Below are 21,209 nucleotides of genomic sequence, written 5' to 3' on the forward strand. Positions count from 1 at the left end.
ACATGTCAGATATTGAAGTTTCAAAGAAAATGGCCGCTATGGCGGTTGATGCTCTTGAAGACAGAAAGGGCGAGGATATTCGCGTAATTGATATAAGCGAGATTTCAACTCTCGGCGATTTCTTCATTATCGCTGCCGGAACCAACAGAAACCAGGTTCAGGCCCTTGCTGATAACGTTCAGGAAAAGCTCGGAAGAGCAGGCTACATGACCAAGAATGTAGAAGGCTATGAGGGAGCAAACTGGATCCTTCTTGATTTCGGAGATATCGTAGTTCATGTCTTTGACAGCGAGAACAGACTTTTCTACGATCTTGAGAGAATCTGGAGAGACGGCAAGCAGATTGATACTGCTGATCTTAAATAAGTCAAATAATGCGTAAAAAGGGCAGACAAAATTTTGTCTGCCCTTAATTTTTGTATTTAGTAGAATCTCATTACGCCGAATACCTTGCCGAGGATCTTGCAGTCATCTACAATTATCGGATCCATGGTGTCGTTCTCAGGCTGAAGTCTGATGTGGTCTTTTTCCTTGTAATAGGTCTTAACGGTGGCTGAATCGTCAATTAAGGCAACTACCTGGTCGCCGTTCTTGGCAGTGTTGCAAACCTGGACAAAGAGTTTGTCCCCGTTGTAAATACCTGCATTTATCATTGAATCACCCTTAACATTAAGAATAAAGGCATCTGCGCCTTTGGGACACATTTCTGCAGGGATAGGAATGTAGGAATCGATGTTCTCCTCGGCCAGAATAGGAGTTCCGGCAGCTACCTGTCCGACTACCGGTATGCTGACAATCTCGGATCTGACCATATTAAAGCCATCATCACAGATCTCAATAGCACGAGGCTTGGTTGGATCTCTTCTGATATATCCGTTCTTCTCAAGTGTCTCAAGATGAGAGTGTACGGAAGATGTAGATTTAAGATTAACTGCCTTACATATATCACGTACAGCCGGTGGGAAACCTCTTGAAAGAGTCTGCTCTTTGATATACTCAAGAATTTCCTGCTGCTTGGGTGAAATTTTTCCTTTTGGCATAATGGCTCCTCCTGACGTATTTTCTGAATTAAGTATAGCACAGCTTTTTTGCTAAAGCAAATGTTTGTTCGGAAAATATGTTCGAAAAAGTATTGACAACAGAAAATATGTTCGATATATTTATATCAGAACAATTGTTCGTAACATGTGTTTGGTTTTTTGATGAGGTGGAGATATGAGCGAGGCAATGAGAGCAGCAGCAAGTCTTTATAACAACCCAAGATATAACAGTGTTAGCGAGATCAGAATTCAGCAGAACAAGATCAGACGTCAGAGAATAGTAAGAAGACAGTATTTCCTTCTTGGCCTTACAATTGCTTTTGTTATATTTCTTTTTGCTTTTATCGGAACAACAGTTATGTCATCAGCTCAGTCAGATGAATACGAACCATCATTTAAGTATTACAAGACTGTGACCGTACACAGTGATGAGACTCTCTGGAACATTGCAAATGCCAATTTCTCGGAAGATAATTATGACAATATTAATGAGTATATAGGTGAGATCTGTACGATAAATGCAATTTCAGACCCTGACACAATTAATGCAGGAGAAGATATTGTAGTACCGTATTATTCAGCTGAATTTAAATAATAATTATTATAGCTTTATGCTTTCTCTTGATATAATATAGTATCAAGGGGAAACGTTATGAAATTATCAAGTCTATTAAAGTATAATTCAATAGTTATACAGTGTCATGACAATCCTGATGCAGATGCTATCTGTTCAGGATATGTTCTGTACAGATATTTTCAAGCGTATCACAAGAAAGTCAGATTTATTTATTCAGGTAATTTTGAGATAAGCAAGAGTAATCTTGTCTATCTGATTAAGAAATTGCGCATTCCTATCGAATATGTTCAGAATTTAAAGACAAAGCCTGAACTTCTTTTAATGACGGATTGCCAATATGGTGAAGGCAATGTACGTAAGTTTAGTGCAAAAGAAATCGCTGTTATCGATCACCACCAGGTATCCGGAAATCTTCCCAAGATCAATGAAGTAAGAAGTAATCTTGGAAGCTCCTGTACTGTAATCTGGAATTTGTTAAAGATTGAAGATGAAGATAAACTGTTGGACAAAAAAGTCTCAACAGCTCTTTATTATGGACTTTATTCTGATACCAATGCTTTCTCTGAGATGTCACATCCTCTGGATCGAGATATGATCGATTCACTGGATTATGATAAGGCCCTTATTCTTCGCCTTAAAAATATGAACCTGACACTCAAAGAGGCAAGAATCGCCGGAGTAGCAATGCTTGGCGTTGAATATCACAAGGACAATCACTATGCGATTCTTAGAAGCGAACCTTGTGATCCTAATATATTAGGCCTTATTGGAGACTTTATTGTAGCTGTAGATACAATTGATGTATGTATAGTTTATACGGTACTTAACTTTGGAACAAAGTTCTCAATCAGAAGCTGCGTTCCCGAGACCAGAGCTGATGAACTTGCAGCATTTCTTTCTGCAAGAATTGGTTCCGGCGGCGGACACACCGAGAAAGCCGGCGGACTTCTTAAAAACGAACTGATCAAGAAAGTTTATCCTGAATTCATAGAAATAGATGATGATTCTGCGAAATATTCAATTTCAAATATCATCAAAGATCGTATGAATGATTATTTTGAGAACTCAGAGATCATCTACGCCAAAAAAGCTAAACTTGATACAGCCAGTATGACCAAGTATGTAAAGAGTCCATTGGTTGTTGGATATGTACGCCCTCAGAAGCATGTACCTTCAGGCAATATGGCCATAGTTCGAACACTTAAGGGCGATGTTAACGTGCAGATCAAGGACAATACCGTATTGATAATAGGTATAGGCGGAGATGTTACCGCTATATCTGAAGAGAAATTTGAAAGCGCATATACAACTACAGGCAAGAGATTCAAGCTCAATCTGGATTACACGCCTACAATTAAGGATGCGGATAACGGCAAGATATATCCGCTTGTTCCCGATGCAAAGGGATGCATCTCGACAGGTGAGATGAATGTCTATGCCCGGAAGTTAGAAAAAACCACCAAGCTGTTTCCATATTGGGAATCAGAAACATACATGGTGGGTAAAAAAGGCGATTATATAGCTGTCAGCGTAGATGATCCACATGACATTTTTATAGTTGAGAAATCTCTTTTCAGAAAGACTTATGCAAATGCCTAGAGATTTAGTCAGGATTATCTTTATTTTCTCTTAGCTTAACCATTCGGGCAGCTCTGCGTCTGTTTTCGTCTTCCTGGGCTGCGTAATGCTTTCTGGTTGTATTAACGTCCTTGTGACCAAGTACATCAGCAACCAGATATATATCTCCGGATTCTCTGTACAAGTTTGTACCAAAAGTACTCCTCAGTTTATGGGGAGTTATTTTTTTGAGAGTAGTAACATTTCTGGCATATTTCTTAACAAGATTTTCAACTGCTCTTACAGTTATGCGCTTGTTCTGAAGTGATAAGAAAAACGCTTTTTCACTTCCTTCGCAGGCCGGAATGAGCTTTCGCTGCTCATAATAATCGAGAAGAGCAGTTCTTACTTCGTCAGGAAAATAGATGGTTGTGTTATAACCACCTTTTCTATGAATACTAAGACCGTTATTATCGTAGTCAATATCGTCAATATCAATTCCAACACACTCAGAAACACGAATACCGGTTCCAAGAAGCAGAGTTAACATTGCAAGATCTCTGAGCTTGGTCTTTTCATGGTATTTCTGCTGTGATTTGGTGAGTTTTTCACCGGCTTCAACCTGATCCAATAATATGGCTACCTCATTTGGCTCAAGTCTGATGATTTCATGCTCATGGAGCTTGGGCATATCAACAAGCTCAGCTGTATTGCGTTCTATAAGCTCGCTCTTATAAAAATATGTAAACATGGAACGAAGGGCAGACATTTTTCTCTTTTTACCCTGTTCGGTGTTAGAAAGCTCTTTTTCATCCTTCTCATAAAGTGAGAGATACTCCATATATTCCTCGAGGTCTTCACGAGAAACTCTGTTAAGGATCTCCAGTGAGAATTCAGGAATAGGTGTTTTTGAAAGAGACGGATTGTTGTTTTTTAGGAACTCAAAAAAGATGCGAAGATCATAGGCGTATCCAAGTCTGGTTCTGGCGGAGGTTCTCTGCTCGATACCTCTGAAATACTGTCTGCAGAACCTGGGAAGGGTATCTAAGACTTCTCGCATCCTGATAGTGTTTAATTTATCCTGTTCGTTATAGTATTTTTCATCTTTTCTATTGTTTTGCATAGGTCAATTATACCACTAATTGATTCTACCTAAAATAACGCACCAAATATTGTGGCTTTTTTATATTGATGAAGGCATGGCAAAAATGGTAATATATAGCCTGTACATTTCTATTTTGGGTGGAAAAAAGTTTTGGGAAATTCTAGGGCAAATTACAGAAGAAAAGACGGTCAGAGATTGACCGCAGCTGAATATAGAAAAAGGCGTCAAAAAGAAATAATTCTGCATCTTAGCATGCTGACAGCAATATTCTTAGCACTTATCGGAACCAGCATTTTTATTATCGTTAAGGTAACTCATAAGTCTTCAAAGCCTCAACAAGCTGAGATAGTCGAGGATAGTTCCACAGAAGAAGTCACAATAATTGATACGGTCGTAGAGGATGTGGAAATAGAAGAGGAGAATGAGTATCTTCTTAAATCAGACGATTCTGCGAACTTTTTTGATGGCTATGTGATCGAACAGGATGAGAATACCGCATATATTGCCAGCGAAGAGGTACAGAGTTCATACGGACTACTTATAAACCTTGATACAGGTAAGGTTGTAGCTTCCAGGGATGGAAATGTCCGCATAAATCCTGCATCCATGACTAAGATTTTGACGCTTCTTGTTGCTGTTGAACATCTCGACGACATTGACAATCATTTCACAATGACTCAGGAAATAGGAGATTACGTATTCAAGAACGATTGTAGTGCAGTTGGATTCGAAGTTGGCGAGGAAATTCCGATCAGAGATCTTTTGTACGGAACAATCCTTCCGTCCGGAGCCGATGCAGCAATGTGTCTTGCAGAATATATTGCCGGCAGCCAGGAAGCTTTTGTGGATCTTATGAATGATAAACTTAAGGAACTTGGCCTTTCTGATACAGCTCATTTTACCAATTGTGTAGGCGTTTATAACGAAGATCATTACTGTACATTGATGGATATGGCCATGATATTAAAGGCTGCTGAGGAAAACAGTCTGTGTCATGAAATCTTAAATGCAAGAACATATTTAACATCACCAACATTACAGCATCCTGAAGGACTTCAGATTTCCAACTGGTTCCTTAGAAGAATTGAGGATAAAGATACAAACGGTGATGTTGTCGGTGCAAAAACAGGCTTTGTAAATCAGTCAGGATGTTGCGGAGCAAGTTATCAGATATCCAATGACGGAAGCCATTATATCTGTGTAACAGCAGATGCATGGAGCTCATGGAGATGCATCTATGACCAGGTAGATATCTATAAGACGTATACCAGCTGATTTAGGAGCTGATTTAGGCTGATTTAGGCGAAATCATGTATTAACTATTCATAAAACCTGTGTTTTGCGAATAGTTGCCCATCACCACTCACGCCTTATTTTTTCAAAATCAATAGTCTTCCCAACCTTTTTCCATACGATAAACGTAAGGACTACATTTATTGCAGCGATTGCAAAGTATGTAATAAGGATTCGAACTCCGTCTTCACCGGTATTAATATACGATGAACCGGAGTTTTTCACTGGAACAAAAAGACCTTCTGTATAACCTGCAAAAAAGTCAAACAATCCATGTGTGACACCACAGGCCCATATATTTCTGGTTTTCCAATACAGAATAAGAAGGGCTAGTCCGAAAACGCCTGATTCCAATGTCTTGGCTATAGCCTGCCCCCATGCTATAGCGGATGTGGCATCAAATTCTCCGATAATATGAGCTGCCCCAAATACTAATGAAGATACTACTGCACTAAGGGCAAAAACATATTTCTTTTCCCTGAACTTATAGATTATTGCATCGTTTATAACTGCTCTGAAAGCCAGTTCCTCAAAAAGTCCCACGGAAATGAACATAAGAAATACGATGATAAATTCCAATACCGGGTTGTCTTTCAATGGGACCTGTTCTTCTATATTGGAGATCATCAATACTGTACCCATTATAAGTGACATCAAAAGAAACCCTATAGAATTCTTGATGACATATCCTGTTGAAACATAACTTGACGTCAGGGTCTTATCTCCTGATATCTGGTACAGGAAAAAGCACACAGCTCCGCAAAGCATGGTTCTTACTATAAAAAACTGAAAATTTGTCTCTGTATATACCGTCTTGAAACACACAACCACGTATACTATGCAGAGCGCAGCCGTTATAATCGGAGATTTTTTCAAAAATTCAATATACTTTTTAAGCATTCTTATTCTCCTACTCTGATAATAAAATTATTGTCTCCACTTCTCTTTCCAAAGTTCCATGATCTGCGGATAGTTCTTCGGCGATAATAGGATAAGTGAAGTTACTATTCCGATCGCAGATGCCACAAGATTAACCCAGTCGCTGGCAACAAGCTGTGTCGAAAGACCACCTGATGAAGAATAGTAACCGTTAATAAGCCCGGCAAAATCCAGTGTAAAATGCGCGATCATTACAACCCATAGATTAGCAGTACGCAAATATACCGCACCCAAAATTGCGCCAACTCCGACACAATATATTAGCTGAAAAATACCAGCCACAAGATTTGCGTCCGAAAAGATATTGGTTATATGTATGCCGGCAAACAATAATGTCGACAACCAGAATATATGTTTAATCTGCTTCTCGGACTTGATATTTCTCATGTAGTTAGCCACACCAAGTCCTCTGAATGCTGCTTCCTCTGTAAATCCGGGTGAAAGTGCGGATAAAAACGCAACAAGCACATTTCCAAATCCAAATGTATGAAGATCAATAGCTGCACCAATATAATCAGCAATAAGGAAAGGAAGCATGACCACAATGCCCCACAAAAAGCCTTTCCAGCCAAGAATGCCTTTGAAGTCAGGCCTGAACCAAAGTGTAAATATAATTACTGCTAAAATAACAAATATAGCGGCTCCGATACCGGACGCAGATGTCACAGTAGAACCCAATCCGGACATTTCTTTTGCATAACCCGGTATAATGTTTGAGAGTGGTTTATCTATAAGGTCTGCGCCAATAGATGAGAAAACCAAAACAAAGACTAAAAGAATAAAATATCCAATAATTGGATGATCTAAAATGGTATGTTTTCTTGCCATTGGGAGTTCCTCCTGAATGAAAAAAATGTACATATTTACAAATATATTATATCAAAATAAAAGGCACTCTCAAACTTACCGGGAGTGCCTTTTACTTAAACAATATAGGGATTTATATGTTTTAATTACCAGAATAATCTCTTTAAGATACTAGCTGCTACAGATACAACAGCTTTTACAACTGTTTTAACAACCTTAACAACAGGTGCAATAATCTTAGCGATAGGAATTATTACTACAGGTTTCTCGGGCTGAGTAGGCTCTTCTGGCTGTGTGGGCTCAGTAGGATCTGTAGGTTCAACCTGTCCCGGATCGTCGGGATTTGTAGGATCTTCAGGCTCTACCTGTCCTGGATCGTCGGGATTTGTAGGATCTTCAGGCTCTACCTGTCCTGGATCGTCAGGATTTGTTGGATCTTCAGGTTCAACCACTTCGATTCCAAGGAACTTAAGTACGTCTTCTTTGCTCTCAAAAGAGTCTGTTGAGCTGCTTGTAAAGAAGCTCTTTTCAACTGTGATGTTCTTGTTATCTGCAAGCTGAGAACCGGCACCGTTATTGTTAAAGATGTAAGTAAGTGTACCTGTCTCAATAGCCTTTGTAGGAACTTCTACGCTGTACCAGTTTGTACCTTCCTCGCGATCCATGCTTTTTCCGGGCCATCCGCCAATGAGGTTGTTGTACTCTCCGTTTTCGCCGCCGTAGATGTAAAGGGCTACATTCTCCCAAGCTTCATCTTTTGCCTGCTCATTGTAGAAGTAAACTGTTGTGTAGCTAACGTCTTCTCCTGTTGCAATTGCTGCAAGTGCATCCTTCTTGGAGCCGTATTTCTGGAAGCTGATTCCATTGTGTAAGAAGAATCTGTACTTCATATCAGTGATCTTCATATCACTGGTCTGCTTACCGTTATTGCCGTTGTTAAAGATGATGTTGAGGTCTTCACTTGCACCTGCATTAAGTACAATTTTGTACCAGCCATCTTCTTCCTGAGTCATCTCTGTGCCGGGCCATTCTCCGAGAGATGTTGCACCCCAGGTGTATGCACAAACTGTTTCCCATCCCTGGGTGTTGTAGAAGTATGCTGTTGTGAAGTTTCCTGATACACCAACTGCCTCTTCTGCTGCTTCTTTTGTGGTAAATCTGTTTACTACAACCTGTCCGCTTGATTTCTCAGCATCAGGTGCTACATAAATATCCTTGCTTGAAGGTGTGATATTCTCAATATTTACGGTCTGCTTGCTGCCACCATCATTGAATATTACGTTAAAAGAGTCTATATCGCCCTTAACTTTTACGTCAGCTCTCCACCAGCCTTCACCTTCATTTACAGCTGCTTTTCCGGGTCATCCGCCAAAGAGCTGTGCGCCGTCTGAAAGCCATCCGTATACGTTAACATTTGCCCAGCCTTCTGTTCCAAAGAAGTATACAGGATATGTATGGATTCCTATAGCTTCTTCAGCCTCTTCCTTGCTGAAGTAGAGCTTATCCGACTCATATGTTGCAAATGTTCCTGTTGAAGCAGAAACCTTATAAACAGGTGAAGTCTTGCTTCCGTCGCTGTTTTCGAAAGTAACCTCAAACTCATCATCAAGTACTGTTGCCCAGTACCATCCATCGTTATCGTTTACTGTTGAAAGCTTCTCGCCGTTTGCATTTGCTACTACAGTATCCCAATTCTCTGAATTGTAGAAAGAAACGATTGTTCCTGTTCCTTCCTGCTTATCTGAAAGAACTGCTACGGATCTTGCATCAACGCTTCCGTAGATAACGCCGTCTTTTACAAGGAAGATATCATCACTTCCCTCAACCATGTTTGTATAAGTACCATCTTCAAGAACGGTCTCTGCATTGATAGTTGTTCTTGCAAGTCCACTGTTGATGATTACAGCGCCCTGCACATCATCGCCTTTTCTTTCTACCATTACAGTCTGAATGTTTCCGCCGGGATTGGAGATGTACTCATCAGCGTCAAGCATCTGTCTACGGAAAAGATTTACCGCCTTTACTTCAGGAGCCTTATAAATATCGCTACCTGCTGCTCCCATCATGTTGTTACCATATGGGTTATCCTGTGAACTTCCATCAGGTCTTGAGAAGAAAAGAGGTGTTCCTGCTTTTCTTGCACCGATAAATGACCATCCAAGTATAAGCTGCTCATCATTTATAGATTTCCAGCAGCTCTCTGAGTCATTCATGTAGTTGTCGTGTGACTCAACCCATGTGATAAGCTTCTCTTCGTCTGCTTCATATGTTCTGCCATTTACAGTCTCATTGCCAATCTGATAGTCTGTGATCTTGTTAACGGAAAGATTACCGCTTGCAAGAGCTGAACGAAGGCTTGAACCATAGTTACTTGCTGTTGTTCCGCCAATATACTCCTGATATGCAGGAAGTCTGTCGCTTGCACCCTGGAGAACTTCACCGTAAACGAAAAGCTCATCATAGCTCTTTGTACCAACTTCTGTTGAATACTCATTAAGAGCTTCTCTCATATTTGGATAGAATGTATTTCTATCAGCATCTGCATAATCTGATGGTACCGGATCATCAGGAAGTGAAATATGCTTAGCTGTATCAATTCTGAATCCGTCGGCACCAAGATATACACAGTCCTTTAAGAACTCATAGAAGTATTCCTGGAAGCTGATATTCTCTGTATCTACATCTGGAAGTCCACCCATAGCATAATATGTAAGCTCGAGTCTGTCTGAATATCCGCCACCAATCATACCTGTTGTATGATAAAGAGCATCTTTTCCGCCTGCTGCATTGATCAGATCCTCGGATACATTACCCATAGAAGGTGTTGTGTGGTTTGGAAGAATATCTACGATAACTGCGATGCCATATTCGTCTGCAACATCGCACATATGCTTGAATTCATCTCTTGTTCCGAGCTGATAGTTACCGATTACCCAGTCTGTAGGCTGATAATGGTAATACCACATTCCGTCGGGACCATGGAGGTTCATACCGGGGTTGGTATCAAGACATTCATTTATAGGTGATGTCTGAACTGCTGTATAACCTGCATCAGCAATATCAGCCATATTATCTGCAATTGTGTTAAAACTCCAGCAAAATGCCTGGAGAATAGCGCCGTCGTGAATGTTGCTTCTATTTACTGAAGCATTATCTGATGGCCTTGGATCTCTTGAAGCACGATGTGTAGTAACTGTTTCGTCTGCAGCTGTTACTGTAAATGCCTGCGCTTTGATTTCAGAAGTCACATCATCTTCTGAAGTTTCTTCTACTTCTTCAACTTTCTCTTCTTCAGTTTCTTCAAGTTCTTCAACTTCTTCAACTTCTTCTGTGTCTTTTTTTACTTCTTCTTTAACTTCATTAACATCTTTTTTTACTGCTTCGTCTGAATCTACTGTACTCTGATCATCAGTATTAATCTGATCATCGTTTTCTACAGTATTTTCAATTGCAGTTACCTCTGTAGCTGCAACAGGAACACTTCCCAAAGTGCTCAAAAATACAGACATACTAAGGCCTGCAGCAGCCAAACTCCTTAGCCACAACTTACTCTTTTTCATGACACCTCCTAATTTGATTAAAGTTTTTTGCTAGTACTGTTAATCGATTAACTCCCAACAAGATAATTATATTTTTTGTCCCCTTTTACTGTCAATTGTGTATAAATATCGAATCTTTTAAAGAGCTGTTATTAATTATGCTTAGTAAAAATGGTTAATTTGCTATATTTTAGGTTAAACGTTTACCTTGCAAAATTTTTGGCAAAAAAAGACTCTGCCACAATGTGACAGAGCCTTTTGAAAATATACAATTTATGCCTGGACAAATGCAGGTGTATCTGCAGGAGCATCAAGGAGTTTCTTGAGCTCATCATCAACCTTGAGTAGTGTGATTGAGAAGCCTTCCATATCAAGAGATGTCATGTAGTTTCCTACAAGAGTTTTATAAACCTTGATATTCTTCTTAGCAAGCTCATCTGCAATGTGCTTATTAGCTACGAACAGCTCCATAAGAGGTGTTCCGCCCATTCCGTTAACCATAACTGCTACTTCATCGCCTGCATTGTAGATACCTTCAGCCAGGATCTTGCCAAGGAGTTTATCTACGATGTCATTAACAGGGCTGATCTTCTCACGATGTGTGCCGGGCTCACCATGGATACCGATACCGATCTCAACCTCATCCTCTGCAAGGTCAAAGCTTGGCTTTCCTGCTGCAGGAACTGTGCAGGCATCAACAGCCATACCCATTGAACGAACATTAGCGATAACCTTCTCAGCAACTGCCTTAACATCAGCAAGGCTTCCGCCTGCTTCAGCGCATGCGCCTGCGAGCTTGTGAACAAAGATTGTTCCTGCGATTCCTCTTCTACCGGTTGTCCAGGTACTGTTCTCAACTGCTACGTCATCAGCGGTGATAACCTGATCTACTTCGATTCCTTCATCTCTTGCCATGTCGGCAGCCATCTCGAAGTTCATAACGTCACCGGTATAGTTCTTGATTACAAGAAGTACGCCTTTTCCGCCGTTAGCGGCTTTGATAGCTTCAAAGATCTGGTCAGGAGTAGGTGATGTGAAAACTGCGCCAGCAATAGCGCCGTCAAGCATACCTTTTCCAACGTAGCCTCCGTGTGCCGGCTCATGTCCGCTTCCTCCACCGGAAACAAGAGCAACCTTGCCGTCTGATCCGCCGGCTCTTACAACAACATCAAATCCATCAAGTCTCTTAAGGTACTGAGGATAAGCTGCTATCATACCATCCAGCATCTCGTCAACTACATTGTCAACCCCATTGATTAGTTTCTTCATGTCCCTGCCTCCTTAAATTATGAATTTATTTTTTTTACAGTCCGCGTCTGCTCGGCGGCTGCAATAACTGCGTCCATATTCTGACCGCATGCAGCTGTAACAGCTGCTGCGATAGCTCCTTCTACAATCGGAGCATCGGCAAGTTTAACATCTATACCTTCTCCGTCAAGGAGCTCAATAGCTGTCTCCGCGCTCATGATTCCACTTCCGAGATCGGCTAAAAGAACTACTCCGTCACCGTCGTTTGCTGCCTTAATGGCCTCTGATATCCTGACAGCATCAGTACCTATCTCGCCATCCTCCATTCCGCCGGCTGCGATGATTCCCTTATGACCTGATGCAATCTGATCGGTTAAGTCCTTTATTCCGTCAGCAATCTTTCTGCTATGTGATACTAAAACAAGTCCTACCATGGCTTACCCCTTAATAAAATCTCTGATAACTTCAAGTGTCATAGTTGCTGATGTAGCGCCAGGATCCTGATGACCGATACTTCTATCGCCCAGATAGCTTGCACGTCCCTTTGTTGCAGCAATGGTCTTAGTGAACTCTATACCTTCATTTGCTGCCTTACATGCTTCATCGAGTCCGTCTGAAAGGCTTCCGCCTTCTGCAATCTTGGCTGAATATGCATCCAGTGCAGGAATTAAGGAATCAAGCATGGTCTTTTCACCTTTTTCAGCTTTTCCTCTCTTCTGAATACCTGCAATAGCAGCTTCCAGGGCAAGCTTAAAATCTTCTGCAGAAAGAGAATCTTTTCCTGCAAGCACTTTTGCAGCTTCCATATATGCTGTTCCGTATAAAGGACCTGAAGCTCCGCCAACTGTTGACAGAAGTGTCATTCCTGTCTTTTTAAGTGCTGCTCCGATGTCCGGATCGTCCTGAGCAACTTTTTCAATAACTGATGTAAAACCTCTTGCCATGTTTACACCGTGGTCAGCATCGCCGATCTCTCTGTCCAGGTCGGTCAAAAAATCCTTGTTTTCAATAATCTTTTCTCCGATACACTTTAGGCATTCATAGATTCTAGTAGACATATGCAATTTGTCCTCCCGATATGTTATTGTAAAAGCCTTGCTTAGTATATTATAACAAAATGGTACGGAATTTCCATACATAATGTGTGTAAATTGGCTAATTGTTTAAACAATTTTGAAATATCCTTTGTATCTTATTTACAATCTATTGTTTCTCTTGATTAAAAATAAGCACAAAAAAGAAGCCTGCCAGATATGCTGACAGACTTCTCTTATTATTTGGCCTTCGAAGCCATAAAGTTCTTGATCAGGTCATCTACGGTATCTGCTTTGAACGAACCACCATTGATGTCCGCAAAGAAATTCATTACCCCGTTTTTATCCGTTCTGATGCCGAAATTTGAGATTTCATCCTGCTCATCGGTACTTCCACCGATCTTATCGCTCATGTCTGATATGGTCTTCATAGCGTCATCTATCTGACCCATGAGTTTGTCCTTAGCTTCTTTATCCTTTGGATCATCTGAAGCAAGGAGTTTCATTTCATCCTCTGAGAGGATAATGCTGTATTCTAAATCTCCGCCAATCTGTGATAAATCATCCCCGGGTCCTGCCACGAAAACATCGGCATTATCGTATTTCTTTTGCAAAAGATCTACTACCTTGCCGTACATCTCAACCTCAGGTGAAAGTTCTACCTTGGCACTCTCACCAAAAGGATTTGCTGCTTTCTGTAGCTTTCCACCATTACCTGCCTTGGACGACGTGTTAACTTTTCCCGCTACCTTACCAGTCTTTATATTTCCCGGATCATTTCCGCGAAAGAGCTGGCCGATACTACCTCCTATGTTGTTAGCCATATGCTTCCTCCTTGAAAGATACACGCAGATTCCATTCTGCGGATGGAGTAAATTGGTTCCTCTTTTAGCAGGGTACAGTTACCCTTATTCTTTGTTAGGCTCAGTGTATCATCATGTTATTGAAAATATTATTAAATATGTATTAAATTTGCCCCAAAATGAAACAAACTTCCGGAAAACATAAAGTCTTCCGGAAGTAAAATTTCAAAAAAAAGTTCTTATGCCTTTTTTGAATTCTCAACATCTTCTATGTACTGGATGATGAACTTAACTGTGCCATCAATACCGAGAATACTGGAGTTGATGCAAAGGTCATAGCTGTCGGCTCTACCCCACTTCTTGGATGAGTAGTAATTGTAGTAGCTCTGACGCTGTTTGTCCTTCTTATTCATCATTTCTCTTGCCTTGTCATCTGTTGTGATGTCATCAAAGCGCTCTTTTAATCTCTTGATCTTGCACTCTTCGTTGCCATGGATAAAAAGATTTAAGACATTATCGTAATCAGCCAGCGCATAATCGGCACATCTGCCGACAATTACACATGGGCCTTCATCAGCAATTTTTTTGATGGTATCAAACTGAGCAAGAAATACCTTGTGGCTTATGGGCATATCTACAAAGCTTGATGCATTGTAGCCAAATGAATAGGTGTCCATAACCAGATTATATAAAAATGAATTTGTTGGCCTTTCGTCGTGATTCTGGATCATTTCCTCGCAGAATCCGCTCTCTTTGGCTGCTCTGCTTAAAAGCTCCTTGTCATAGCATTTTATCCCGAAATGCTCTGCAAGCTTTTCTCCGATTTCTCTTCCCCCTGAGCCGAACTGACGGCCGATTGTAATAATTGTATTCATACGCAGATGCTCCTTCGTATTTTTATAATCTCATTTTATACTATTTGAGAATCTCAATCAAATGGGAAAAATATTCAGGCAGTGGAGCGTCCACTTCCACATATACTCCTGTTGTGGGATGGATAAAACCAAGGGTCTTGGCGTGGAGACACTGTCCGTTTGTTTTAAACTTGCTTTTTCTGGCCGGGCCATATACTTCATCCCCAAGAAGAGGATGACCGATATGAGCCATATGTACACGAATTTGGTGTGTTCTGCCGGTTTTTAGCCTGCATTCTATATAAGTCATCTTATCTTCTTCAAATCGCTTTAAAACACGGAAATGAGTAAAAGCTTCTTTTCCGCCGCTCTTTACTACTGCCATCTTTTTCCTGTCAGCCTGGCTTCTTCCAATGGGAGCGTCAATGTCGCCCTCATCTTCTTTTATTACTCCATAGCAAATTGCGTGATATACACGATTTATTGAATGCTCTTTGAGTTGTTCCGCAATCTTGATATGTGCATTGTCATTTTTGCATATTATTACAGATCCGGTAGTATCCTTATCAATCCTATGAACAATTCCCGGGCGCATAACTCCGTTAATTCCGGAGAGATTGTCTTTGCAGTGATACATTACTGCATTGACGATAGTGCCTTCATAATGTCCGGCTGCAGGGTGTACAACCATATCCTTAGGCTTGTTGACGATAAGAACATCGTTATCCTCATACAGAATATCAAGAGGAATATCCTGAGGAACAATTTCAGGTACTTCCAGAGGCGGAATCTCGAGTTCGATCCTGTCGCCTTCTGAAACATTATAGCTGGCCTTTACGCTTTTTTCGTTGCATTTTACTTTATCATCGTCTATCAGTTTTTTGATGTAGGAACGTGAAAGAGAATCCATAAGCTCGCTAATAAGCTTATCGATCCTTAGGCCTTCATATTCGTCTGTAACAACAAATTCAAATCTGTCGTTTTCACGTTCCATTATTTTATTTCCCTGTATTTTTTCTGCTGTTTGAAGCTAAGGAAATTGAAGTCGTTTTCTTTGTAATAGAAAAGGAAAAGTATCACAAAGAAGAAGGTTGATACAGTAACATAAATGTCAGCAACATTAAATATCGGGAAGTTGATTATCACAAAATAAATGAAATCAACAACATAGTCCTGTCTTATCCTGTCTATCATGTTTCCTGCAGCTCCGCTTGCTATCATTACAAGAAGGACATGCATGACGTTATATTTTTTATCATCAGGCATTCTGAACAGAACATATGCGATGATAAATAAAATCAGCAATGCAACAAGGATGAAAAAGACCTTTTGATTCTGGAGCATACCAAAGGCTGCTCCGCTGTTTTTCAAAAAGTTAAGTTCAAGTACGCCCTTTATAAGAGGTATAGCAGGCTTGTCCTGAAGATACTCACATGCAAGGTACTTCGTGAACTGATCAAGTGCCACAAGCAAGATGATCATGATCATATCTACAGCCAGGAAGATTTTTTTCTTTTTTGACATTTTTGTATTCATAGCTTAAAACCTTTTAATCGTTATTTTCAATATAGATAATTTCATCAAGAGCCTTGCTCATCTCATCCCTTGTTACAGTCTCATCGATGAAGGCTTTTCCGATCTTCTTTAGAAGAATAAATTTAATCTTGTCGGAATCGACTTTTTTGTCTGATTTTGTAAGTTCCAGCACTGCTTCCTTATCAACATCTTCAATTGAGATCGGAAGATTGAAAGGAACAAACATATCCCTGATCTCATAGTATTCTTCCATGGAAATAAGTTCTCTTTTCCAAGAAATAAATGCTGCGGCTATTGAACCAAGTGCAACACATTCTCCGTGTGTAAGTTCGAAGTTCTTATGTTTTTCAATGGCATGACCAAGGGTGTGACCATAGTTTAAAAGAGCTCTCTCTCCCTTTTCGGTTGGATCCTTCTCTACAACTGCTCTCTTTATATCACAGCTCTTTTTGACCATTTCCATTACTACTTCAGGGTCTTTATCATTTATCTCGTACATGTTCTCGATGAGGAATTCATAGAATTTCTGATCTTTGATAAGACCGTATTTCATAACTTCAGCAAAACCTGAAGCATATTGTCTGTCGCTGAGTGTCTTAAGAGTTGATACATTGATATATACAAGGCGAGGCATGTAGAATGCGCCGACCATGTTTTTTACGCCTTCAAGATCAACGCCTGTCTTACCTCCGACACTGCTATCTGACTGAGCAAGAAGTGTGGTCGGTATCTGGACAAAAGAGATACCTCTAAGGTAAGTTGCAGCAGTAAAGCCGCACATATCGCCCACAACTCCGCCGCCAAGGGCTACCAGAAGGTCGTGTCTGTCAAAGTGTCTTTCCATCAGGAACTCATAGATCTTTTTGATCTCGTCAAGCTGTTTGTTTTCTTCTCCTGCAGGAATCTCATAAATGACAATTGTGTCTGAAATGCTTTCAAGGCTTGTTTTTACTTCTTCGCCATAGATTTTCCCAACGTTTGAATCTGTAATAATTGCAATCTTTCTTCCCTTAAAACCAAGTGATTCTACTTCGCTTGAAAGTCCGGAAAAGTCTGTTGTAAAAACAATATCGTAGCAGGGTTTTTCCTGATAATTAACGGTAAGTCTGTTATCCATTTTTGTTTTTTCTCTTTCTTATTTAATCAAAATAAAAAGCTGTTGACTGTAAAGCTACATGTCAACAGCCTGATATTTAGTCTATTTGCTGTGGCCCTTCTGATATGCCGCCACCAAAGGTTCCGCTTAAGATATTCTGGAAGTCACCGGAGATATCAACAGAAGCAGGTGTGATAATGAATATATATCTTGAAATCTTCTGAAGGTTACCTGCTATAGCAAAGCATGAACCTGATGTGAAATCGATTATTCTCTGTGCGATATCAACATCAAGACCTTCTAAGTTAAGCACTACTGTGCGGTTAGCAAGAAGTGTCTCAGTGATCTCTCTTGCATCCTCTACAGAAGTTGGCTTGATAACGCAAACTTCCATGCCTGAAGCAGATAATGATTTCTTTGTTCTGCTTGGAGCAACCTTGGGAGCAGATTTCTTCTGCTTCTCTTCAGTTACTTCTATGCTTGGGTCATCCTTTCCAATAGGTGCCTGATTATTGATGGAATCTACCTTGGAAGTAAATCCCTCGTCCGGCTCATCATAGTAGCCATCCTCTTCCCCATTAAGTTGAATTGCATTTAAAAACTTGTCCATAAAGCTCATAACAATATACTCCTCGCAATTAATCCCAACAAACCTTTATAATTTTAACGTAAAATGACACATTCTGTCAAATACAGTTAAGATTTTTATCCACCATTTTCTGAGGTTTCCTCATTTGTGACTTCTGTGTCAGAATTTTCTTCCGTAATCTCTTCTGAGGATTCTTCAGAGCTCTCTACTGTGATTTCTTCTGCAGTTTCCTCTGTTGCAGGCTCTTCGGATTCTTCAGGTAAAGCCTGTGAGGTCTCGCTGACTGACTCTTCTGTTGTTTCTTTTGAAGAATTCTGATCTACAGTTGATGCATCAAGAACAATGTAGTCAAATACGTTCAGTCCGTAAGTTGTATTGGACTTAACTATGGAATATTCATCATTCTGGTATAGGATACTGATCTGTCTGAAATCAGCATAGCCCTTATTGATATTGTAAACTCCGATAAGAGTATCTGTCTTGCTTATGGTATATCTCTGATTTGAATCGGTAAGGATAAGATTATCTCCGCTTCTTAGGTTCTCTGTGCCGAGATAATACATGGTCTCTGATTCATTATAAATATCAACGTTTATAAACTCAGAGGTTTCATTTCCCTGTTCATCGTATTTAACTCTTAGAACACCGGTTTTTCCGTCATTGCCCTTTATTATGTAGTTTTTTGGAACCAGGTAAAAGTTCTTGTTTACTATGGATGAATTGGGAATTTTCAGTCCGGTCTCATCTTCGGTGATAAGCTCAATATTTATAAATCTGTCTCTGCAGAAAGTAATCATTGAATTGGTGAAGGTAAACTTTACAAAGGTTTCACCTTCCGGATTCGTATATGAGGAAACCTTACCCCAGGATTCATGCTGGTTCTTTATAAAACGAACCTTAACATACTCGAGATCAAGAAGTTCCTGTACTTTCTCAGGATCATCCTCTTGTATTACAACGGACCACTCTTCATTTGTACATAGCTTATATACAGGGTCTCCTGATTTCACAAGAGTGTTGTTTATCAGCTGAGTTTTCTCGTAGGTTGACTCATCAAATACAGCAGATGTCATGTTTTCAAGTGCAAGATCTTCATAACCATCTATTGAATATATAACAATGCCGGTATTCTGCGCATATTTGTAATTGATGGACTGAAGTGTTGCACTGTTGGCATTAAGTGACTGGATGTTGGAAAGGATACTGTTATTTGAGAGCTTCTGAACAGTTCCGTCAATACTTACCTTAAAGTCATATACTGGATGGAAATTATGAGGGTCAAAGGATGATTCGAAGTTTACGATCTGAGTACGAAGCTCAGCAAGGTCATCCTCACTAAGTGATACCTCTTCGCTTCCCTGAGACTTAAGATACTCAAGGAGCTGACCTGATTCATCAACGGTGTAAACAAGGTTCCCAACAGCTACTCTTCCGCCTTCTGTGGCAAAATAATTGACATATCCGGCTGTGTCGCTCTCTACAATCTCCTCGGTACGTAGAGCAACAGCATCATAGATATTGTTGGTGGAAAGAGATCCTTCCTTAACCTCATAACCAACCATATGATCCCTGCGAAAATATGTGATAACACTGATGATGATATAGATTGCCATTACGGCAAAAAACACCATTCCAATATTTATATTATTGATATTTTTGGGATATTTGGTAACCTTTCGCTTCTGACTCCCCGCCATCTGTTACCTGTCCTTAACTTGAAATTTTCAGAATATAAGCCGCGGATAGCCGCGGCTTATAAGAATAGTCTTATTAAAAATTGATCAAAGTGAAATGATTACCTTTGATTTTACTGACTCCGGAAGTTCGGATTCATCCAATGAGAGACTAAGCACAAACTCTACCCCGAACTTCTCACTGAGCTTGTCTAATTTCTCAATAACCTCTGAGATGTCTTTTCCTTCAAGACAAGAGATTTTCAAAAAGCTATCAAAATACATTTGCTGGAGATCATGGTCCTGTGAAATGATACCACTGACAAATCCAATAAACTCATCTGGATTGGTGATACTGAAATCCGGTACTACAATTAAACGGATTTTGTTGTTAAGCTCATACATGTGCTTGGTGTTCTTGTCAAGAAATACAACACTTCCAAGAACGTTCTTTACCTCGGTGTTAACCTTGTCTAATAGGCATTTTGTCTTTCCTTTTCCCTTTTTCCCAACAATTAACTGAACCATCGGCATACCCTCCTGCAAGTAGAAATTTTTATAAAAATATTATAAGTCTTTAATACCCAAAAGACAACCTTAATTCACGATTTCATTCAGCAATGAAGACATATCGCTGTAGAGAAGTCCTGAGTCTGTATCTCGCATGATTACTGCAATGTAAGGGTTAGAAGCAGTATCTCTTGCAAGAAGTATAAGACAATGACCTGCAGCCTGTGTGGTACCTGTCTTGCCACCGATTACGGTAACTCCTGCCGGCTGCTGTTTATCACCCTTTAAATAAGCATTTGTTGTACTGACAGTTACCTCTTTTGAAGCTCCGGTGGAGTCGAGATAACTGGTTGAATACTCTGTAGTATTGATGATCTCGCTGAAAGTATCATATTGCATCGCGGCATTAAAGATCAGATACATATCATATGCTGTAACATAGTGCTCATCTGCAGTAAGGCCATGTGGATTTTGGAAATGAGAATTGGTGGCGCCTATAGCCTGCGCTTCCTTGTTCATCAGTCCAACGAAATCCTCAATCGAATTTCCTACGTTTGATGCTATTAAATTGGCTACGTCATTGGCTGAATAAATGAGAAGAATACGAAGAGCCTGATCAAGAGTAAGTCTGTCGCCCTCTTTCAGACCGATTTTCTGAGCTCCGCTCTCATTGACATAGACATCGGATCCGGCAACCAGAACCTGATCAAGAGATCCGTATTTTAGCGCAACAAGCGCTGTCATAACCTTTGTAAGAGAAGCAGGCTGAACCTGCAAATTGACGTTCTTAGCAAAGAGAGTCTCTTTTTTGTTCAAGTCAAAAAGTCCTCCACATGCCACGTCTTCTATGGAGACCTCTGATGTATTAACATCCTGGTCTGCAACACATAAATCCGAAGCAAATGTAGGATAATAAAGAGTCTTTCTGTTATCTCCTTGTGATGAGGTTACTTCATATTTTGATGAATACGAAAGTCCGGAGCAACCTGTCACACAAAAAATCCCCAATA

At 40.2% G+C, this 21,209-nt stretch carries 22 protein-coding genes and 2 pseudogenes; 4 read left to right on the forward strand and 20 right to left on the reverse strand.

Translation table 11 applies throughout. The features are described 5' to 3' along the window. The first annotated feature begins 2 nt into the window (after window positions 1-2). Window positions 3-365, forward strand: coding sequence for a ribosome silencing factor (gene rsfS, locus G633_RS0102130; RefSeq protein ID WP_022763914.1), 363 nt, complete (start codon window positions 3-5; stop codon window positions 363-365). A gap of 56 nt (window positions 366-421) precedes the next feature. Here the strand turns inward: rsfS and lexA are convergent, their stop codons facing one another. After that, window positions 422-1,039: a transcriptional repressor LexA gene (gene lexA / locus G633_RS0102135; protein ID WP_026518927.1), complete on the reverse strand. Its 618-nt coding sequence runs from the start codon at window positions 1,037-1,039 to the stop codon at window positions 422-424. Window positions 1,040-1,214: 175 nt separating this feature from the next. On the opposite strand from lexA, the gene G633_RS19015 reads away from it, so the two are divergent. Beyond that, window positions 1,215-1,634 (forward strand): LysM peptidoglycan-binding domain-containing protein, encoded by a 420-nt coding sequence (locus G633_RS19015; RefSeq protein ID WP_051199853.1) that lies wholly within the window; start codon window positions 1,215-1,217, stop codon window positions 1,632-1,634. Between the two features lie 57 nt (window positions 1,635-1,691). Then, the gene (locus tag G633_RS0102145) at window positions 1,692-3,215 is read left to right on the forward strand and encodes a DHH family phosphoesterase (RefSeq protein WP_026518928.1); all 1,524 of its coding nucleotides are present in this window, start codon (window positions 1,692-1,694) and stop codon (window positions 3,213-3,215) included. Window positions 3,216-3,219: 4 nt separating this feature from the next. Here G633_RS0102145 and G633_RS0102150 read toward each other — a convergent pair whose 3' ends face one another. Beyond that, complete coding sequence (locus G633_RS0102150; RefSeq protein ID WP_022767156.1) at window positions 3,220-4,296, reverse strand: tyrosine-type recombinase/integrase; 1,077 nt, start codon at window positions 4,294-4,296, stop codon at window positions 3,220-3,222. A gap of 132 nt (window positions 4,297-4,428) precedes the next feature. Here G633_RS0102150 and G633_RS0102155 point away from each other — a divergent pair, with 132 nt between their 5' ends. Then, window positions 4,429-5,553, forward strand: coding sequence for a D-alanyl-D-alanine carboxypeptidase family protein (locus G633_RS0102155; protein WP_026518929.1), 1,125 nt, complete (start codon window positions 4,429-4,431; stop codon window positions 5,551-5,553). An 81-nt stretch (window positions 5,554-5,634) separates the two neighbouring features. Here G633_RS0102155 and G633_RS0102160 read toward each other — a convergent pair whose 3' ends face one another. From G633_RS0102160 to G633_RS0102235, 18 genes and pseudogenes are all read right to left on the reverse strand, one after another. Next, window positions 5,635-6,471, reverse strand: coding sequence for a CPBP family intramembrane glutamic endopeptidase (locus tag G633_RS0102160; protein ID WP_026518930.1), 837 nt, complete (start codon window positions 6,469-6,471; stop codon window positions 5,635-5,637). 27 nt (window positions 6,472-6,498) lie between these two features. Then, a complete protein-coding gene (locus G633_RS0102165) occupies window positions 6,499-7,338 on the reverse strand; it encodes a CPBP family intramembrane glutamic endopeptidase (protein WP_026518931.1) in 840 nt (279 codons plus the stop codon). Between the two features lie 125 nt (window positions 7,339-7,463). Further along, on the reverse strand, window positions 7,464-8,222 hold the full coding sequence (locus tag G633_RS19020; RefSeq protein WP_330363324.1) for a starch-binding protein: 759 nt from the start codon (window positions 8,220-8,222) through the stop codon (window positions 7,464-7,466). 6 nt (window positions 8,223-8,228) lie between these two features. After that, a pseudogene (locus G633_RS20340) lies at window positions 8,229-8,402 on the reverse strand (starch-binding protein); the annotation flags it as partial. A gap of 165 nt (window positions 8,403-8,567) precedes the next feature. Further along, a pseudogene (locus tag G633_RS20465) lies at window positions 8,568-8,666 on the reverse strand (hypothetical protein); the annotation flags it as partial. A 12-nt stretch (window positions 8,667-8,678) separates the two neighbouring features. After that, window positions 8,679-10,877 carry an alpha-amylase family glycosyl hydrolase gene (locus G633_RS19025; RefSeq protein WP_051199854.1) on the reverse strand — a complete coding sequence of 733 codons (2,199 nt, stop codon included), beginning with the start codon at window positions 10,875-10,877 and terminating at the stop codon, window positions 8,679-8,681. A gap of 252 nt (window positions 10,878-11,129) precedes the next feature. Beyond that, window positions 11,130-12,125 carry a dihydroxyacetone kinase subunit DhaK gene (gene dhaK, locus G633_RS0102180; protein ID WP_026518933.1) on the reverse strand — a complete coding sequence of 332 codons (996 nt, stop codon included), beginning with the start codon at window positions 12,123-12,125 and terminating at the stop codon, window positions 11,130-11,132. Between the two features lie 17 nt (window positions 12,126-12,142). Beyond that, entirely contained in the window at window positions 12,143-12,538 is a 396-nt protein-coding gene (gene dhaM / locus G633_RS0102185; RefSeq protein WP_026518934.1) for a dihydroxyacetone kinase phosphoryl donor subunit DhaM, read from the reverse strand. 3 nt (window positions 12,539-12,541) lie between these two features. Further along, window positions 12,542-13,162, reverse strand: a complete 621-nt coding sequence (dhaL, locus tag G633_RS0102190; RefSeq protein ID WP_022767149.1) for a dihydroxyacetone kinase subunit DhaL — start codon at window positions 13,160-13,162, stop codon at window positions 12,542-12,544. A gap of 215 nt (window positions 13,163-13,377) precedes the next feature. After that, on the reverse strand, window positions 13,378-13,962 hold the full coding sequence (locus tag G633_RS0102195; protein ID WP_026518935.1) for a DUF6033 family protein: 585 nt from the start codon (window positions 13,960-13,962) through the stop codon (window positions 13,378-13,380). Between the two features lie 218 nt (window positions 13,963-14,180). Continuing rightward, window positions 14,181-14,816 (reverse strand): AAA family ATPase, encoded by a 636-nt coding sequence (locus G633_RS0102200; protein ID WP_196804213.1) that lies wholly within the window; start codon window positions 14,814-14,816, stop codon window positions 14,181-14,183. Window positions 14,817-14,856: 40 nt separating this feature from the next. Further along, window positions 14,857-15,789, reverse strand: a complete 933-nt coding sequence (locus tag G633_RS0102205; protein ID WP_026518937.1) for an RluA family pseudouridine synthase — start codon at window positions 15,787-15,789, stop codon at window positions 14,857-14,859. Further along, the gene (gene lspA, locus G633_RS0102210) at window positions 15,789-16,319 is read right to left on the reverse strand and encodes a signal peptidase II (RefSeq protein ID WP_035770531.1); all 531 of its coding nucleotides are present in this window, start codon (window positions 16,317-16,319) and stop codon (window positions 15,789-15,791) included. The genes G633_RS0102205 and lspA overlap by 1 nt, the downstream gene beginning before the upstream one ends. Window positions 16,320-16,344: 25 nt before the next feature. Continuing rightward, the gene (gene aroB, locus G633_RS0102215) at window positions 16,345-17,448 is read right to left on the reverse strand and encodes a 3-dehydroquinate synthase (RefSeq protein ID WP_026518939.1); all 1,104 of its coding nucleotides are present in this window, start codon (window positions 17,446-17,448) and stop codon (window positions 16,345-16,347) included. A 76-nt stretch (window positions 17,449-17,524) separates the two neighbouring features. Continuing rightward, on the reverse strand, window positions 17,525-18,046 hold the full coding sequence (locus G633_RS0102220; protein ID WP_022767143.1) for a cell division protein SepF: 522 nt from the start codon (window positions 18,044-18,046) through the stop codon (window positions 17,525-17,527). An 86-nt stretch (window positions 18,047-18,132) separates the two neighbouring features. Then, the gene (locus tag G633_RS17110) at window positions 18,133-19,713 is read right to left on the reverse strand and encodes an HlyD family efflux transporter periplasmic adaptor subunit (protein ID WP_196804214.1); all 1,581 of its coding nucleotides are present in this window, start codon (window positions 19,711-19,713) and stop codon (window positions 18,133-18,135) included. 84 nt (window positions 19,714-19,797) lie between these two features. Then, the gene (locus G633_RS0102230; protein ID WP_022767141.1) at window positions 19,798-20,217 is read right to left on the reverse strand and encodes a hypothetical protein; all 420 of its coding nucleotides are present in this window, start codon (window positions 20,215-20,217) and stop codon (window positions 19,798-19,800) included. Window positions 20,218-20,286: 69 nt separating this feature from the next. Continuing rightward, entirely contained in the window at window positions 20,287-21,192 is a 906-nt protein-coding gene (locus tag G633_RS0102235) for a D-alanyl-D-alanine carboxypeptidase family protein (protein WP_022767140.1), read from the reverse strand. Between the last annotated feature and the right edge of the window lie 17 nt (window positions 21,193-21,209).

It is taken from the genome of Butyrivibrio sp. FCS006 (assembly GCF_000424525.1).
Classification (GTDB): domain Bacteria; phylum Bacillota; class Clostridia; order Lachnospirales; family Lachnospiraceae; genus Butyrivibrio.